This window comes from Curtobacterium sp. MCBD17_003, from assembly GCF_003234885.2.
GTDB lineage: Bacteria > Actinomycetota > Actinomycetes > Actinomycetales > Microbacteriaceae > Curtobacterium.
In genome coordinates this window covers 1151760-1167576 of record NZ_CP126275.1, presented here as the reverse complement: position 1 = coordinate 1167576, position 15817 = coordinate 1151760, and the positions used below count along the sequence as shown (strand labels likewise).

At 72.7% G+C, this 15817-nt stretch carries 16 protein-coding genes and 1 pseudogene; 8 read left to right on the top strand and 9 right to left on the bottom strand.

Annotated elements, in window-relative coordinates:
• The first annotated feature begins 29 nt into the window (after positions 1–29).
• Positions 30–1118: an alpha/beta fold hydrolase gene (locus DEI88_RS05665; RefSeq protein WP_111071756.1), complete on the top strand. Its 1089-nt coding sequence runs from the start codon at positions 30–32 to the stop codon at positions 1116–1118.
• A 51-nt stretch (positions 1119–1169) separates the two neighbouring features.
• Here DEI88_RS05665 and DEI88_RS05660 read toward each other — a convergent pair whose 3' ends face one another.
• The 3 genes from DEI88_RS05660 to DEI88_RS05650 all read right to left on the bottom strand — a co-directional run bounded on the left by DEI88_RS05660 (position 1170) and on the right by DEI88_RS05650 (position 2805).
• Positions 1170–1529, bottom strand: a complete 360-nt coding sequence (locus DEI88_RS05660; protein WP_111012715.1) for a hypothetical protein — start codon at positions 1527–1529, stop codon at positions 1170–1172.
• 50 nt (positions 1530–1579) lie between these two features.
• Positions 1580–2011 (bottom strand): hypothetical protein, encoded by a 432-nt coding sequence (locus DEI88_RS05655; RefSeq protein ID WP_111036043.1) that lies wholly within the window; start codon positions 2009–2011, stop codon positions 1580–1582.
• Positions 2012–2088: 77 nt separating this feature from the next.
• The gene (locus DEI88_RS05650) at positions 2089–2805 is read right to left on the bottom strand and encodes a haloacid dehalogenase type II (protein ID WP_111036042.1); all 717 of its coding nucleotides are present in this window, start codon (positions 2803–2805) and stop codon (positions 2089–2091) included.
• Between the two features lie 121 nt (positions 2806–2926).
• On the opposite strand from DEI88_RS05650, the gene DEI88_RS05645 reads away from it, so the two are divergent.
• Entirely contained in the window at positions 2927–3298 is a 372-nt protein-coding gene (locus DEI88_RS05645) for a hypothetical protein (protein WP_111036041.1), read from the top strand.
• 78 nt (positions 3299–3376) lie between these two features.
• Here the strand turns inward: DEI88_RS05645 and DEI88_RS05640 are convergent, their stop codons facing one another.
• Together DEI88_RS05640 and DEI88_RS05635 are read right to left on the bottom strand one after the other, a co-directional pair.
• Positions 3377–5443: a prolyl oligopeptidase family serine peptidase gene (locus DEI88_RS05640; protein ID WP_111071654.1), complete on the bottom strand. Its 2067-nt coding sequence runs from the start codon at positions 5441–5443 to the stop codon at positions 3377–3379.
• Positions 5444–5497: 54 nt separating this feature from the next.
• Positions 5498–6649, bottom strand: coding sequence for an MFS transporter (locus DEI88_RS05635; RefSeq protein ID WP_258374968.1), 1152 nt, complete (start codon positions 6647–6649; stop codon positions 5498–5500).
• 89 nt (positions 6650–6738) lie between these two features.
• Between DEI88_RS05635 and DEI88_RS05630 the strand changes: the two genes are divergently transcribed.
• A complete protein-coding gene (locus tag DEI88_RS05630; RefSeq protein ID WP_111071652.1) occupies positions 6739–7041 on the top strand; it encodes an ArsR/SmtB family transcription factor in 303 nt (100 codons plus the stop codon).
• Between the two features lie 67 nt (positions 7042–7108).
• On the opposite strand, the gene DEI88_RS05625 is transcribed toward DEI88_RS05630, so the two are convergent.
• Positions 7109–8803, bottom strand: coding sequence for a glycoside hydrolase family 13 protein (locus DEI88_RS05625; protein WP_111071755.1), 1695 nt, complete (start codon positions 8801–8803; stop codon positions 7109–7111).
• Positions 8804–9016: 213 nt separating this feature from the next.
• Here DEI88_RS05625 and DEI88_RS05620 point away from each other — a divergent pair, with 213 nt between their 5' ends.
• From DEI88_RS05620 to DEI88_RS05605, 4 genes are all read left to right on the top strand, one after another.
• Entirely contained in the window at positions 9017–9355 is a 339-nt protein-coding gene (locus DEI88_RS05620; protein WP_111008522.1) for a DUF3140 domain-containing protein, read from the top strand.
• Between the two features lie 89 nt (positions 9356–9444).
• On the top strand, positions 9445–9930 hold the full coding sequence (locus tag DEI88_RS05615; protein ID WP_111036038.1) for a hypothetical protein: 486 nt from the start codon (positions 9445–9447) through the stop codon (positions 9928–9930).
• 198 nt (positions 9931–10128) lie between these two features.
• Entirely contained in the window at positions 10129–10578 is a 450-nt protein-coding gene (locus DEI88_RS05610) for a MarR family winged helix-turn-helix transcriptional regulator (protein ID WP_111071651.1), read from the top strand.
• Positions 10579–10695: 117 nt separating this feature from the next.
• Complete coding sequence (locus DEI88_RS05605) at positions 10696–12144, top strand: MATE family efflux transporter (protein ID WP_111071650.1); 1449 nt, start codon at positions 10696–10698, stop codon at positions 12142–12144.
• Positions 12145–12227: 83 nt separating this feature from the next.
• Here the strand turns inward: DEI88_RS05605 and pdxA are convergent, their stop codons facing one another.
• From pdxA to DEI88_RS05590, 3 genes are read right to left on the bottom strand one after another with little or no spacing between them, the layout of a single operon-like run.
• Positions 12228–13250: a 4-hydroxythreonine-4-phosphate dehydrogenase PdxA gene (gene pdxA, locus DEI88_RS05600; RefSeq protein ID WP_111036035.1), complete on the bottom strand. Its 1023-nt coding sequence runs from the start codon at positions 13248–13250 to the stop codon at positions 12228–12230.
• A complete protein-coding gene (locus DEI88_RS05595; protein WP_111071649.1) occupies positions 13247–14299 on the bottom strand; it encodes a four-carbon acid sugar kinase family protein in 1053 nt (350 codons plus the stop codon). The genes pdxA and DEI88_RS05595 overlap by 4 nt, the downstream gene beginning before the upstream one ends.
• A gap of 44 nt (positions 14300–14343) precedes the next feature.
• Entirely contained in the window at positions 14344–15111 is a 768-nt protein-coding gene (locus tag DEI88_RS05590) for a cyclase family protein (RefSeq protein ID WP_111071648.1), read from the bottom strand.
• Positions 15112–15233: 122 nt separating this feature from the next.
• Here DEI88_RS05590 and DEI88_RS05585 point away from each other — a divergent pair.
• Positions 15234–15683: pseudogene (locus tag DEI88_RS05585) on the top strand (DeoR/GlpR family DNA-binding transcription regulator); the annotation flags it as partial.
• Positions 15684–15817: the final 134 nt, after the last annotated feature.

Here is a 15817-nt window from a genome sequence, read left to right as displayed (position 1 = left end):
CGTCGCTTCCCCCGGTGCAGCATGGGGACATGAGCACGAGGACCGTCCTCCACCCCGTCGATCCGGACGTCCTGCGGGACCTGCGCGAGCGCGTGCGCGCACGCCGGGTGCTGCCTGCCGTCGACCGCGCCGGTCAGGACCTCGGCATGGCGGGGCGCGACCTCGACGCCCTCCTCGACCACTGGGCCGACGCCTACCGGTGGGAGGACCACGAGGCGCGCGTCCTCGCCCGGCCATGGGTGCGCTCGGGGTCGGCGACACCGGTGAACGCGATCGTCCACCGTGCGGGCGCCGACGCCCCGGTCGTCCTGTTCCTGCACGGGTGGCCGGACTCGGTCCTCCGGTTCGAGCGGGTGCTCGACCGCGTCGACGACGTGACGTGCGTCGTTCCGGCGCTGCCGGGCTTCCCGTTCGCCGCGGCGACGGAGCGGAGTGGCTGGTCGGCGATCGAGATGGCGGACGCCGTGCACGCCGCGATGCTCGACCTCGGGTTCGACCGGTTCGTCGTCTCGGCCGGGGACGTCGGCTGTGACGTGGGTGAGGCGATCGCGGCCCGGCACCCCGGAGCGGTGGCTGCGCTGCACCTGACGGACGTGTCGCAGTACCACTTCCTCGGCGGCCTCCCCGACGACCTCGACGACGACGAGCGCGCCTACGTCGAGCGCGGTCGACAGTGGCAACGGGACGAGGGCGGGTACATGCACGAACAGTCGACCCGACCGAACACGCTGTCGGTCGGGCTCGCGGACTCGCCTGCCGGGCTCGCCGCCTGGATCGGCGAGAAGCTCGACCGCTGGACCGACCAGGCGGTGGACACGCCGCCGTTCTCGCCCGACGAGCTGCTCACCTGGATCACCGCCTACTGGGTCAGCGGATGCATCGGCACGTCGTTCGCGCCCTACGCGGTGGGCGGCGGCAAGGACTGGGGTCGCATCGACGTACCGACCGTGATGACGGTGTTCCCCGCCGACCTCGTCAACGCGCCGCGACGGTTCGCCGAGCGACGCTTCCGGATCGTGGACTGGCGGGAGTTCGAGCACGGCGGGCACTTCGCGGCGTGGGAGCGACCCGACGACTACCTGTGGGGCGTCCGACGAGCGGTCGAGGTCGGGTGGTGACGGCGGCGTCGTTCGGTCAGCTCCTGGCGGCAGCGACGAACCCGGCCCCGCTCAGCGGCGGGCGTGCCGCCAGCGCGCCCACCGCACGACGTTGATGGCGGGGTAGGTCAGGAACGCCAGCGCGAGGAGCAACAGCAGGATCGAGGAGGCCACCGGGGCGGAAGCGCCCGGGTCTGCCGCCGCGACGATGCCCGACACCGCGCGAACGAGGTCGAACAGTCCGATGACGCCGAGCACCACCGAGACGACGACCCGGACGGCGAGCTGCCGGGGACGCAGCGGCGTGAGCGGCTCGCGGTGGTCGACCTCGGCGAACTCGGGCGCCACGTACGTGCCGCTGCTGCCGCGCTGTGCACTCCGCGCCGTCGCGGTCGGATCTCCGTGGTAGGTCTGTCGGTCGGTCATCGTCACGATCCCCTCGTCGTCGTACCCGCAGCCGAGGCCCGGATCCGCCAGCGATGTCAGAACCCGCCGAAGCCGAACAGCGCGGTGACGCCACCGGTCACGAGCACCCAGAACGACACGGGGACGGCCATCGCGCCGAGGACGACGACGACGACCCCGAGCGTGCGGTGTCCCGGGTCGGCGGACCGGGTGCCTCGGACGCCGAGCATGAGCACGCTCGTCGCGGCGATGACCGAGCCGACGGACAACAGCCCGAGCAGCAGGGCGGCCACCTGCACCCACCACGAGGGTGTCGCGAGCGCCGCGTGCGGTTCGTGACGCACGAGGGCCAGCAGGACGAGGTAGGCGCCCAGGAGCGCGGCCGCATAGCCGACGAGCAGCGTCATCCCCACGACCGACGCGCCCGCACTCGCCCGCGGACGCCGATCGGCCAGCGGGTCCGGCGCCCACTCGTCGTCGAAGCCCGCCCACACCCCGTCGTTCCCCATGACGGCAGCATGGCAACGCGAGGAGTGCTCGCACATCCGCCGAGGGGATGATCACGTCAGGCGGTCGCGGCCCGGTCTCAGTCCGGCCGATGCGTCAGAGTCGGCAGGCGCGCTCCGAGGTCGGCGAGATCGCGCACCGTGATCGTGAAGCGGTCGTCGGGCGCCGGAGCGTCGGCGGACGGGCGAGCGACGAACGCGGTCTGCATGCCGAGCGAGGCCGCCGCCCGGAGGTCCCACGGATGCGCCGCCACCATCATCGTGCGGGCGGCGGGGACGCCGAGCAGCTCCAACGCCGTCCGGTACACCGAGGCCGCGGGTTTGAAGGCACGCGCGAACTGCGCGGAGACCACGGCGTGCCAGCGCAGTCCGGCACGCTGCGACAGCGCGGCGAGCTCGTCGAGGTCCGCGTTCGACAGGGACGCGACCACCACCTGCCGTCCCAGCGTCGCGAGGGCGTCCGCCGAATCGGGCCACGGCCGGAGCGTCTCGGTGACGTCCACGAGCGCGTCGTGTTCGTCGGCCGACAGCGCAGGGAGCGAGCCGTCCGCGACGAGGTCGTCGAGGGCCTCCCGTCGGATCGCGCGGTGCGGGCGCCAGGGGGCCTCCCCGGTGTTGACCGCCGCCATGGCGGCGTCCATCAGGTCGTCCCATCGACGGGCGATCGCGTCGACGTCGTGTCCGGCATGCGCGGCGAGCGCCACCGCCAGACGGTCCCGGATGGTCCCGACGTCGTCGACGACGGTGCCGATGGTGTCGACGAGGAGTGCGTCGACGCCGGTTCCCTGGTCGGTCATGCGCCCAACCTACGGATCACTTCCGACCGCGGGAACGGTCATCCTCACGACGGATGCCGCTCCGGTGCACGGTCCGCCACGATCGGTACCACCCGCCCGCGGATCCCTGGAGGCCGTTCCCATGCCCTTCCTCGTCCTGGTACCCGTCATGTGTCTCTGCATCGCCCTGCCGATCACGGATGCGCTCGTCCGGAAGGACCTCGGTCGAGCCGGGCGGGTGCTCGTCCTGCTGACCGTCGCGATCGTCGTGGGCGCGTGCTCGGAGTTCGTCGTCTACCTCGCCGTGCCGGCGTTCGCCGTCCCGGCGGTGGTCTACCTGGCGACCCGTGGGCGGCTCCCGTTCGTGCAGCGGCTCGTCCCCGGTCGGTCCGGTGACCCGGAGCGGCGGCGCGCACTCGCCGTGCGGCCCGCGTTGGCCCTCAGCGCGGTGGCACTCGGGGTCGCGGTCCTCGCCGTCGTCGCGATGATGAGCGTGGCGCTGTCCGAGATGTGAGGGCACCGAGGCCGGCGGCCGCGCCGGGACGAACGGGCGACGACCCTCGATGTGGCCGCGTCAGTCCATCGCGATCCCTCAATCGATCCGGTTGGTCAGGGCCTCCCCGCCGCGGACGTGCTGGTCGCAGAACGTGAACACGGTCTCGCTCCACACACGGAAGTTCGACGGCGACAGCACCCAGTGGTTCTCGCTCGTGAGCTGCAGGAACCGGTGCGGCATGTCCTCGGGCGCGCCCGGGAACCCCGATACCAGGTCCCACCACGCCCGCAGCGCCTCGGAGACCGGCACGCGGTAGTCCCGGTTGCCGTGGATGAGCAGCATCGGCGTCGTGATCGCCTCGGCGGTCCGGTCGGGCGAGTTCTGCGCGTACCAGTCCGGGTGCTCCTGCTCGGTGCCGAAGATCCCGTTCTTGTTCTCGGCGGCATCGGTCGTGTCGTGCTGCTGGTCGAGCGACCAGAGCCCGGCGTGCGTGACGATGCAGTCGAAGCGGTCGGTGTGGCCGGCGATCCAGTTCGTCATGTACCCGCCGAAACTCGCGCCGAGCAACGCCGTCCGCGTCGGGTCGAGGCGGTGGTCGCTGTCGGCGAGGACGGCGTCGAGCACGCCCTCGACCTCACGCCACACGATCGCGGCGCGGTGCGGCCAAGCCCGCGCGATCCACTCGTCGCCGTACCCGGTCGAGAGCGCCGGGTCGGGCAGCACGACGGCGTACCCGCGCTCGACGGCGAGCCAGGGGCACCAGCGCCACGACCAGGCGTTCCAGGACGAGAACGGTCCGCCGTGCACCCACGTCATGACGGGTGCCGGGCCGTCGCCGCGGTGCGCGTCGTCCGGCAGGAACAACCATCCGGGCACCTCGACACCGTCGACCTCGGCCGATACTCGCTGCACGGTGCCGGGCAGGGTGTCGACCACGCCGGGGGCCGGGAGGAACGCGGGCGTCTGGTCCTCCGCGGTCACGTCGAGCCGCACCGGGCTCGCCGGACGGTCCATCGCCGAGCGGAGCGCGAACAGCGTCCGCCCGTCCGGGTGCACGAGGAGGTTCGAGTACGACGCGTCGGTGACGAGCCATCGGACGATGGCACCGGAGGCCGGGTCGACGAGGACGACCGCCCCCGCGCCGTGCAGGTCACCCGTCACCAGGAGGCCGGTTCCGTCGGCCGTCCACGCGACGTCGTTCGCCGTGATGTCGCCGAGGTCGAGCCGCACCGCTGCTCCGCCGTCGATGCTGCGGACCTCGATCCACTCCTGGTGCGGGGAGTCGTACGTCCCGCGCACGCGCATCGCGACGGCGAACCGGGAGGCGTCGGGCGCGATCCGCGCCTGGCTCGCGTCGGCGCCGTCCTCGTCGACGACGACGGACCGCTCGCCCGTCATGACGTCGATCCGGAGGAGCACGGCATGCGAGCGTCCGCCCGTGATCCGCTCGGTGGCGCGAGCGAGGACGAAGGAGCCGTCGGGAGCGATGTCGAACTCGGGGTTCCGGAAGCGCTGCCCCGCGTCGGGGGCGAGGTCCCGGAGCGGGGTGGGACGGGCCTCCCGGTCGCTGGCCCGAGCGGCGTCGGGGGCGGTGGCCCCCGCGTCGTCGAGCACGAGCAGGCGCGCCTCGGTGTCGTCGAGTTCGTGGTCCCACCAGCGGATGGGCATGCCGTCGTGCAGGATCGCGGTGACCGCCTGGTCCTTCCGGCGCTCGCGGCGGGCTCGGTCCTCGTCGGCGTCGGACGAGCCGACCAGGCGGCTGCCGGTCACGATCACCACACCCGAGCGGCTGGCGAGCGGACTCCCGACGCCACCGGGACTCGTCGCGACGCGGATCGGCTCACCGTGTTCTGGCAGCGACCAGAGCGCGGGGTCCTCCGTGTTCTCGCCGCTGCGCGGGTCGGGGCGGCTCGACGTGAAGAGCAGGTCGCCGGACGGGGTGAACGCGGGCGACGACTCCCCCTGCTCCGAGGACGTCAGGCGGACCGGCGGGCGATCGCCGACGGGGTCGACCTCCCACAGCGCGCTCCGGTACCGGGCGGCGTCCGCGTCGGGCTCCTGCACGGTCGCGACGAGGCGGGCGCCGTCGTGACTGAGCGCGAGGCCCGTGACGCGGGGGTGGCGGATGAACGAGTCGAGGTCGGCGAAGAGCGAGGAGGTCATCGCCTCCGAGCGTACGGCGGGGCGCCGACCAGCGGCCGCATCCGCGCGGGCCGCTCACCGCCGAGGACGTGCGTACCCGGACATGAACGCCACGAGCGCGAGCACCGCGGTCACGGCACCAGCAACGGGCACCGCCACCGCTCCCGCGTCGCCCCCGACCCCGAGGACCTGCGCGCCCACCACCGGGGCGAGCGCGATCCCGACGTACATCGCGGTGGAGTACCACGACAGCGCGATCCCCGCGGTACCGGGGTCGATGCCGACGAGGCGGTGCTGCACGGGCACCACGGCGGCGAACGCGACGACACCCCACACGACGAACGCGGCGCCGAGCGCGGCGACGGAGCGGTCCACGAACGGCAGGACCGCCAGCACCACCGCCTCGGCTGCGAGGGCGACCGCGACCATCGGCCGGCTCCCGACCCGGTCGGTCAGCCGCCCCGACAGGTTCGTCCCGACGATCCCACCCATGCCGTAGAGCAGGAGGAGCACGGCGAGCACGCCGTTCGAGCCGTGCGTCGCCGGCCGGGTCACGACGGCGCTGAAGATGTAGACGACGTTGAACGCCATGGTGAGGAGCACGGTGGCGAGGAGGGTCGCGAGCATCGGCCGGTGTCCGAGGGTGCGGAACCGCTCCCGCATGCCGATCGCCGCTCCGAGCGGGACCCCGCGGACGAACACGGCCACCGTCACCGCGAGCACGAGCCCGAGGCCCGCCAGGACGCCGAGCGGGAGTCGCCACCCACCGATCTCGGCGAGCGCCGTCCCGGCCGGCGATCCGATCGCGGTGGCGAGGGTGAACCCGAGACCGGCGATCGCGAGGGCCCGACCGCGCTGGTCCGGCGGCATGATGGCGGGTGCCGCCGCGGTGGCGGCGGGGACGAGCGCGGCACCACCGAGCGCTGCCAGGAACCGGCCGACGTCGAACACCTCGAGCGTCTGCGCGACGGCTGCGACGCTGGTGCCGAGCGCGATGAGCACCAGGCCACCGGCCATGAGGCGGCTGCGGTCGAGTCGTGCGAGGAGGACCGAGATCGCGGGCGAGGCGACGGCCACGACGATCGCGTAGAGCGTGATCGAGTAGCTCACCCGCGACACGGAGGTGTGCAGGCTGGCCGCGATCTCGGGCAGGAGCCCGGCGATCACGAAGGCGTTCGTCCCGACGACGAACAGGCCGGCGGCGAGCACCGCCAGACGTGCGGTCACGGCGCGGGCTGGGTACGATCGTTCGATCACCGTCATACGGTGCAGCGTACGCATTCGTTCGATTGTTGTCGAACTATCTCTGGAGGCCCGTGCCCGACTACCCCGTCCCCGCCATCGACGACGTCGAGCTCGTCGAGGTCATGCGCGCCCTGGCGGATCCGATCCGCCTGCACATCGCGCGGATCCTCGCCGACGGCGAACCCCATGGCAAGACCATGGAGGACTGGGGCGTCGACGTCACGAAGTCGACCATGTCGCACCACTTCCGCACCCTGCGCGAGGCCGGTCTGACCCGAACGATCATCGACGGCCGGACGCACGCCATCCAGCTGCGGCGCGACGAGCTCGACGTGCGGTTCCCCGGACTCATCGCGGCCGTCACGCAGGCATGACGCAGCGGGAGGCGCGGTGCGGGTCGGACCCGCGCCGCGCCTCCCGGCCGTTCCCCCGGGGCGACGATCAGGGACGTACCCAGACCGTGGTCTCCCCCGGCAGCTCGCCGGCCGCGGTGAGTCCACCGCTCGCGACGACCACCGACCCGGCGGGCGCGGGCACGGGGTCGGTCCCGAAGTTCATCGCGCACACCCAACCGTCGTGCCGGGCGAAGGCGATCGCGTCCGGCCCCGGAGCGTCGAGCCAGCGGAGGTCCTCGCCCTGCTGCAGCGCGTGGCGGGCGCGGAGTGCGGCCCGGTAGAGCTCGAGCGTCGAGTGGGGCGCACCGTCCTGCACGGACACGGCGAGGTCGGCGAACCACGCCGGCTGCGGCAGGTGCGGCGCGGCCGGGCCGAAGCCGAACGCCGGCGTCGACGTGTCCCACGGCAGCGGGACACGGCAGCCGTCACGGCCCTTGCGCGTGTGCGCACTCCGGACCCACACCGGGTCCTGGAGGTCCTCCTCACGCAGGTCCGCGACCTCACGGAGTCCGAGCTCCTCGCCCTGGTACAGGTACGCCGAGCCCGGCAGCGCGAGCAGGAGGAGCGTGGCGGCGCGGGCGCGGCGGAGTCCCCGGGTCTCGTCCGCCGTAGGACGCGTGCCGCCGGACATGAGCCAGTCCTCCTCGTCCGCACCGGCGGGCAGCGCGTAGCGGGAGGCGTGGCGGATGACGTCGTGGTTCGAGAGCACCCACGTGCTCGACGCACCGCTCTCGGCCGCGAGCCGCAGGTTGTCGTCGATGATCCGCGCGAACGTGCCGGCGTCGAAGTCGGCGCGGAGCAGGTCGAAGTTGAACGCCTGCCCGAGCTCGGTCGGCCGCGCGTAGAGGGCGACCCGCGCGCTCGGCACCCACGCCTCGGCGACCGCGGTGCGGGGCGGGTCGTACTCGTCGAACACCCGCCGCCAGCCGCTGAAGATCTCGTGCACCTCGTCGCGGTCGTACAGCGGGTCGCTGCCGTCGAGCGGGAGGTCGAAGTCCTTCGGGTTCGCGTCGCGGAGCGGCTCGCTGAGGTCCTTCGCCAGCGCGTGTGCGACGTCGACGCGGAACCCGTCCACCCCGCGGTCGGCCCAGAACCGGAGCGTGGTGTGGAAGTCCTCGCGGATCTCCGGGTTCGCCCAGTTGAAGTCGGGCTGCTCGGGCGCGAACAGGTGCAGGTACCACTGGCCCGGTGTGCCATCGGGGTCCGTGGTGCGGGTCCAGGCGCTGCCACCGAAGTTCGACTGCCACGTGGAGGGCGGGATCTGCCCGTCGTCGCCGAGCCCGTCGCGGAACACGTAGCGCTCGCGGGCGGCGGAACCGGGCTCGGCGGCGAGCGCCTCCCGGAACCACGCGTGGTCGTTCGAGCTGTGGTTCGGCACGATGTCGACGATCACCTTGATGCCGGCGTCGTGCGCGGCGGCGACCATGGCGTCGAAGTCGTCGAGCGTGCCGAGCCGCGGGTCGACGTTCCGGTAGTCCGCGACGTCGTACCCACCGTCGGCGAGGGCGGACGGGTAGAACGGGCTGAGCCAGATGGCGTCGACGCCGAGCCGCTGCAGGTACGGCACGCGACTCGTGACACCGGCGATGTCGCCGAGACCGTCCCCGTTGCTGTCGGCGAAGCTCCGCGGGTACACCTGGTAGACGACGGCCTGGCGCCACCAGTCCGGGTCGGTGCCGTCGATGGCGATGAGCTCGCCGTCGTCGCGTGCGGTGAGGCCCGGGGTGGTGGGTTCGGACATGGCGTTGGCCTCCTGGGATGGTCGTGGTCCCTGCACGAGGGACGTCGACGAACGGCGGACGATCACCCCCAGCATGGCGCTCCCGACGGCGACAGGCCCGCTTCCCGCGTCCCTGACCCGCAGCTGAAGGGGCACGGCACCCGACGTCTAGGGTCGGACCGGTCCTCGTCCGCGGTCCGACCGGTCCGCTCTCCCACCCACGCAGGAGGTTCCATGGCCCACACCGACATCGACGACGCCCTCTGGGACGACTTCCACGCGGCCGTCAACATGACCTCGCGCGAACTCCGCGAGTGGCTCGAGACCGATGCGTCGCAGCCGGACAGCGAGGCCTTCGCCGACCAGGCCGGTGACGAGCGCTCGCGCGCCGTGCTCGAGATCCTCGGCAAGCGCAGGACGGACCTGACCGACGACGACGTCACCGTCATGGAGACCGTGGTCGCCGAGGTGCAGGCCGAGCGCGGCGACGACCGCGAGCCGACGGCCGGCGACGCGGAGTGGCGGCACCGGCTCATGTCCATCGGGCACGACCCGCTCAAGCCCTCGACCTGAGCCGGGAGCACATGCCCGCGGACGCGGCGGCCGCTGAACGGGCAGACTCACAGTCGAACCACGCTCATGCTTCCGACGAAGGAGTCCCGATGACCTACGCCTCCGAGCGCCAGGCCCGTGCCACCCCGCCGACGCTGGTGAACGCCGCGTTCTGGCTGTTCATGCTCGCCGTGCTCGCCCAGATCGTCAGCCTCATCGTCTCGATCTCGACCTTCGGCACGGCGGAGGACGAAGCGAAGCGACGGGTCGCGTCGACGTCGAGCAACCTCTCGGAGTCGACGGTGCACGCCGCGCTCGTCGCCGGACTCGTGATCGCGATCGTCATCGGCGTGCTCTCCATCATCGCGTTCGCCCTGTTCGACGTGTTCATGCGTCGCGGGGCGAACTGGGCACGCATCGTGCTCCTCATCCTGACGATCCTGTCGGTCTTCACCATCCTCGGGGGACACGGCATCAACGCGGTCGGTGAGGTCGCCGCCATCGTCGCGACGATCCTCATGTACCTCCGGCCGTCGAGCGCCTACTTCGCCGCGGTCAAGGCGCGGAAGACGGGTGCCCAGCCGCTCGGGTACTGACCCCAGACCACCACCGCAGGACCACTCCCGGCCGGGAGGCGCCGTGTGCGCCTCCCGGCCGTCGTGCGCTCCCGGCCGTCGTGCGCTCCCGGCCGTCGCGCGCCCCGGCCGTCACGCGCCTCCCGGCCGTCGCGCCCCGAACAGGATCGGTCGGTTTGATCCTTGACAGTTAGATGTCGAACTGTCAGAGTTCTGACCATGAGCGAACAGGAGCCCGAACTCACGACCAACATGGACCTGCTCCGGTGGGTCGGCTGGGCGCAGCAGCAGGCCGGACTGGACTGGATCCGGCAGCGCGAGCTGAGCCACCAGCAGGGCTTCGCACTCGGGTTCCTCGTGCAGAACCCCGGTGCGATCCAGCGTGACATCGCCGCGATGACACGGACGACCCCGGCCAGCGTCTCGAGTCTCCTGCAGGGGCTCGAACGACGCGGACTCATCGAGCGCCGCACGGAACCCGGGAACGAACGGAGCAAACGCGTGTACGCCACCGAGGCCGGCGCCGCGCTCATCGCCGGGTTCGACGACGCGATGCGGGACGCCGAGGAGACCATCCTCGCGCCCCTGAGCGAGGAGGAGCGTCACACCCTCCACGCCCTGCTCACCAAGGTGACCTCCGCACTCCCGCGTCCGACGCGGGAGCAGTAGCCAGTCGTCCGCGCGCCCGTCCGCGGGCCGCACCCCCACCACCGCCGTGCCGGCGTCCGTCGGCGCGCCATCCGTCATGCCCGGAACCGGGCTCCACCCTGCCCTCGAGGAGTCACCATGAGCACCTCAGCCCCCACCACCGTCGACGCATCGGTCGCCGCCCCCGCCATCGGCACGAACCGTTGGTACCTGTCCGCTGCGCCCATCGTGCGGGCGCTCGTCCACCTCTGCATCCCGATGGCCGCCGCGCTCATCGTCGGAGCCGTCTACAACGTCGTCAACGCCGGGTTCATCGGTTCGCTGCACGACGCGACGCTGCTCGCCGCCGTCACCTTCGGCTCGCCGATCCTCGGGCTCGTCATGGCCGTCGGCGGTGTGTTCGGGACCGGTGGCAGTGCCCTCATCTCGCGGCTGCTCGGCGCGTCGGAACAGGACCCCGCGGAGGCGGGCGAGATCAAGCACGTCGCCGCGTTCTCCGTGTGGGGTGCGGTGATCGTCGGCGCGGTGCTCGGCGGCGTCGGCCTCGTGGTCCTGCACCCCCTGGTGCTCGCCCTCGGCGCGCACGGTGTGGCCGTCCCCGCGACGAGCGCGTTCGTCGCGGTCATGCTCGCCTTCGTCCCGGTGCTCGCCGCGGCGTTCTGCCTCGAGCAACTCGTGCGCGCCGAGGGCGCCGCACGGCAGGTGATGATCGGCCTCATCGCGTCCACGGTCGGCAACCTGGTGTTCGACGTGCTGTTCATCCTCGTGCTGCGCTGGGGTGTCGCCGGCGCGGCACTGTCGGTCGGGCTGTCGAACCTCGTGACCGTCGTGTACTTCGTCACGTGGCTGACCCGGCACAGCGAGCACGTCAGCCTCGCGCCGCGATGGTTCACGCTCTCCCCCGCGGTCATGCGGCCCGTGTTCGGGGTCGGCATCGGCGAGCTGCTGCAGTCGGCGTTCCTCATCGTGACGTCGCTCGTGCTCAACAACCTGGCAGCGGGCTACGGCGACGGCCCCCTCGCCGCGATGGGAGTCGCCGTGCGGATCGCGCAGGTGCCGGAGTTCCTCATCATGGGCGTCACGCTCGGGGTCCTGCCGCTGCTCGCCTACACGTTCGGCAAGGGCGACCGGGCACGGCTCGCTGCGGCGCTCCGCGGCTCGGCGATCACCGTCGGCGGCATCGCCTTCGTGTTCTCCGGGGTCGTCTTCGCCTTCCGGGACCAGGTGTTCTCACTGTTCGTCGCGGACCACGCTCTGCTCGCCGTCGGCGCCACGATCATCACCGCGCAGCTCGTGTCGATGATCTGCAACGGGTTCACCGGCCTCATCACGTCGCTGTTCCAGGCGACCGGCCGCGCCCTGCCTGCGACGATCATGTCGGTCACCCAGGGGGTGCTGTTCATCCCGATCGTGATCCTGGCGAACCTCTGGTTCGGCCTCGGGGGCATCATCTGGGCGCTCACCGTCAGCGAGGGTCTCGTCCTCGTCGCCGGGATCGTCATGTGGCTCGGACTCCGCGGTTCGATCGACCGCGGGCTCGCCGACGGCAGCCCGGAGCGCGCGGAGGCCGTGCTCGACGAGGCGTGATGCGGCGCGACGAGCGAGCCGGGACGGCCGGGAGGCGCGGTGCGGGTCCGACCCGCACCGTGCCTCCCGGCCGTTCCCCTGGATCAGCTGAGCGCGTCGACCACCGCGCCCCAGCCCGGGGCGAGCTCGGCCGCCCGGACGCAGGAGAGCAGCATGCTCGCCTCGTTCGCCTGGCCGGTCCCGGCGATGTCGAACGCCGTGCCGTGGTCCACGGAGACGCGCACCGCGGGCAGCCCGACCGTGATGTTGACCCCGTCGTCGCCGTAGACCGACTTGAAGGGGGCGTGGCCCTGGTCGTGGTAGCACGCGACGAGCAGGTTCCAGCGGCCCCGGCGCATCGCCGCGGGGAACAGCGCGTCGGCGGGGATCGGTCCGTCGACGGGGATGCCCCGCTCGCGGGCGGCCTCGATCGCCGGGGTGAGGACGTCGGCGTCCTCGTCGCCGAACAGCCGGTTCTCGCCCGCGTGCGGGTTGAGGCCGGCGACGGCGATCCGCTCCTCCGGACGCCCGAGGGCCCGGGCGAGCCCGTGTGCGAGGTTCAGCACCTGGGTCGTCCGCTCGACGGTGACGTCCTCGATCGCACGGCGGAGCGACACGTGCGTGGTGAGGTGGAACACGTAGAGGTCCCCGGCCGAGAGCACGAGGCTGTAGTCCTTGACGCCGAACTCGTGGGCGAGCAGCTCGGTGTGGCCGGCGAAGTCGTGGCCGCCCGCGTGCATGGCCGCCTTGTTGAGCGGCGCGGTGACGATCGCGTCGGCGCGGCCGGCCCTGACGAGGGAGCAGGCCTCGACGACGAAGCGGTAGGCGCCGTCGCCGGCGGCCGCGCTGAGCTCGCCGATCGGGACGTCGGCCAGGGACGGTCCGCTCTGCACGAGTTCGACGGTGTCCGGGTCGTTCCGGGCCTCGCGCGGGTCCTCGATGACGACGAGGGCGTCCGTGTCGAACCCGGTGGCGCGCATCCCGCGGCGCATCGCGTCGGCATCGCCGATCACGACCGGACGCGCGATCTCCCGGAGTTCGGGGTGTGCGAGCAGCGCCTTGGCGGTGATCTCCGGACCGATGCCGGCGACGTCGCCGAGGGTGAGCGCGAGCGTGGGGTTGGTCATGGTTCGTCCTTCGTGAGGGTGCGGATGATGGCGTTCAGGGTGTCGGCGTCGCCGAAGCCGCCGGACTTGGTCACGATCGTGGTGCCGTCGGCGCGACCACCGCGGATCCGACCCCAGGGCACGCCCGGCAGCACGGACCCGAGGACCTCGACACCCTCGGCGCCGAGCGCGCTGAGCAGGGCGTCGGTGCCGTCGCCGCCGATGACGACCACGGCGGTGTCGGCATCCCGGTGGACGTGCTCGGCGGCACGGTCGGCGGTGGCCCGCGCGATCGCGACGGCCTGCTCGTGCGTGACCGTCCCGATGTCGAGGGCGGGCGGCGAGACGATGGGCACCCGGACCTCCAGGGCGTCGATCTGCGCGCGGGACACGGGGTGCACCGAGGTGACGACCACGACCACGCGTGCAGCCCGCGGGCCCGGCGCCTGCCGTGGCGAGCGCCGTGCGCCGAGTGCCGCCGCGAGGCCCGACGCGCCGACGGGGACGGCACGGGGCCCGGCGGCCTCGATGACGGCGGCGAGCGCGTCGAGGTCCGCCTGGGTCGCGGCGTCCACGACGACGGCGGGGTGGTGCCCGATCGCGCCTGGGAGGTCCGCGAGGTCCACCAGGGGCGCGTCGAACAGCACCGGCAGGCGGTCCTCGCGGGTCGGGGCGACCGGATCGGCTCCGGCGGCCGTCTGCGCGGCGGGGGTCCCGTGGACGAGCACGCGGCCGTCGGTGACGGTGCGGCCGAGTGCCGGGGCAGCCGGGCAGATGACGGCCGTCGCGGACGGGCCCCACCACGCGACGGCGGTGCGGACGTGCTCGCCCGGCCAGCCACGGAGCGTGGAGTCGATCTTGACGAACAGGCGGTCGACGGCGTCGCGGTCGAACCGGTCGTCGGTCTCCCAGTCGTGCGTCGGCTTGGCGCGGGACCCGGTCGAGACGGACGCGACGTCGACGTGGACCGGCAGCGTCACCCCGTACTCGACGAGGCCGGTCCCGGCGAAGCCCACGGCGCTGTCGAGCGCGCCGGTGACGTCGTCGGCGAGGATGAGCCACCGTTCCATCGCGTCTCCTCCTCGGTCTGTGTGCTGCACTGCTCGGATCCCGTCTACGCGATCGCGATGGGACGGACCATCGAGCCGGTCGCGCCCGCGATCTTGAGCGGCAGGCAGATGAGCGTGAACTCGGCCACGCCATCACGCGCGAGGTCCTCGAGGAACGCGTTCTCGAGCAGGTGGACGCCGCGCTGCCGCAGAGCGAACTCGTGCACGGGGTGCGGGTTCTGCGGGTCGGCGGACGGGACCTGCTCGACCGTCGAGGTGTCCGAGCCGAGCACGACGCAGCCGAGGTCGTCGATGAGCCAGCGCGCGGCCTCGAGGTCGGGGCCCGCGCCGTCGGCGGCCCCGTAGCGGGCGGGATCCGGCCACACCGACATGAGGCCGGTGCGGACGAGCACGCAGGACCGCGGCGGGATCGTCGTCCCCTGGGCCGCGGCGACGGCTTCGAGGTCCGCCCGGGACAGCCCGCGGCCCTGTTCGAGCAGCGGGACGTCGAAGTACCCCGCGGCGTCGAGCAGGACACCGCGCAGCACGATCGGCGGGATGCTCGCGGCGTCGGCCCGGGTGGGACCGAAGTCGCTGCTGTGCTCCGCCGCGTGGAAGCCACCGAACCACGTGTCGTCGGCGTCCGTGATGTGGCAGAGGGCGTCGAGGTGCGTGCCCGTGTGCATGCCGGTGATCATGAGCTCGGTCAGCATGCTCACGCCTGCGGGGTTCTGCTGCTCGCCGAAGAGGGGGATGTCCTGCGCCCGCTTGATGCCCTGCGGCGTGCGGTACGGGGTGAGGGTGAAGGTCGGATGTCCATCCCACTGCGGCATGCCGACGAACCGGCCGGCGTCGAGGTCGTAGACGCGGCCCTGTCCGGCGGCCCCGAGGGCGTCGAGGACGTCGGCGGGACCGATGTCCCCGACGCGGCCGATCTCGCGGCAGCCTCGCCCGACGCCTGCGCGGACGCTCCGGCCTCACCGTCATCACCAACGGCATGACGACCCTGGCCGAACTCTCCGACGACGAGCACGTCCACGTCATCGGCCTCGGCGGCGACCTCCGGAACATCAGCCAGGGGTTCGTCGGCCCCCTCGCCGAGCTCGCCCTCACCCGGTTGACGGCGGACCGCGCGTTCCTCGGCGCCGACAGCCTCGACGCCCGGCTCGGGATCTGCGAGGCGAGCCCGGTGCAGACCCGGCTCAAGGAACTCATGATGGACCACGCCGACCACGTCTACGTGCTCGCCGACAGCTCCAAGCTCGGTCGCGCCCCGTTCGACGCGTGGGCACCGATCGAACAGCCGTGGACCCTGATCACCGACGCGGGGGCGACCGAGGAGCAGCTGGCGCCGTTCCGGGCGCGCGGCGACGTCACCGTCCTCGTCGCCGGCGGGCGGGGCTGACGCGCGGCGCCGGCACGCGGGTCGGAACGCGGCCCCGACGCGTGGGCCAGCCCGGACCCGACACGCGGCCCGACACGCGGGATGACACGCAGGGCGGGCACCCCCTTCCGGGGGCCCGCCGAAACCGGATACGG

What these genes read in the sequence shown, in the direction of transcription:
- DEI88_RS05650 (WP_111036042.1), bottom strand. Translation starts at nt 2,805, where the DNA reads ATGACCGACCAGGGAACCGGCGTCGACGCACTCCTCGTCGACACCATC.
- DEI88_RS05640 (WP_111071654.1), bottom strand. Translation starts at nt 5,443, where the DNA reads ATGACCTCCTCGCTCTTCGCCGACCTCGACTCGTTCATCCGCCACCCC.
- pdxA (WP_111036035.1), bottom strand. Translation starts at nt 13,250, where the DNA reads ATGACCAACCCCACGCTCGCGCTCACCCTCGGCGACGTCGCCGGCATC.
- DEI88_RS05665 (WP_111071756.1), top strand. Translation starts at nt 30, where the DNA reads ATGAGCACGAGGACCGTCCTCCACCCCGTCGATCCGGACGTCCTGCGG.
- DEI88_RS05655 (WP_111036043.1), bottom strand. Translation starts at nt 2,011, where the DNA reads ATGGGGAACGACGGGGTGTGGGCGGGCTTCGACGACGAGTGGGCGCCG.
- DEI88_RS05590 (WP_111071648.1), bottom strand. Translation starts at nt 15,111, where the DNA reads ATGCCGCAGTGGGATGGACATCCGACCTTCACCCTCACCCCGTACCGC.
- DEI88_RS05595 (WP_111071649.1), bottom strand. Translation starts at nt 14,299, where the DNA reads ATGGAACGGTGGCTCATCCTCGCCGACGACGTCACCGGCGCGCTCGAC.
- DEI88_RS05615 (WP_111036038.1), top strand. Translation starts at nt 9,445, where the DNA reads ATGACCTACGCCTCCGAGCGCCAGGCCCGTGCCACCCCGCCGACGCTG.
- DEI88_RS05605 (WP_111071650.1), top strand. Translation starts at nt 10,696, where the DNA reads ATGAGCACCTCAGCCCCCACCACCGTCGACGCATCGGTCGCCGCCCCC.
- DEI88_RS05625 (WP_111071755.1), bottom strand. Translation starts at nt 8,803, where the DNA reads ATGTCCGAACCCACCACCCCGGGCCTCACCGCACGCGACGACGGCGAG.
- DEI88_RS05610 (WP_111071651.1), top strand. Translation starts at nt 10,129, where the DNA reads ATGAGCGAACAGGAGCCCGAACTCACGACCAACATGGACCTGCTCCGG.
- DEI88_RS05645 (WP_111036041.1), top strand. Translation starts at nt 2,927, where the DNA reads ATGCCCTTCCTCGTCCTGGTACCCGTCATGTGTCTCTGCATCGCCCTG.
- DEI88_RS05620 (WP_111008522.1), top strand. Translation starts at nt 9,017, where the DNA reads ATGGCCCACACCGACATCGACGACGCCCTCTGGGACGACTTCCACGCG.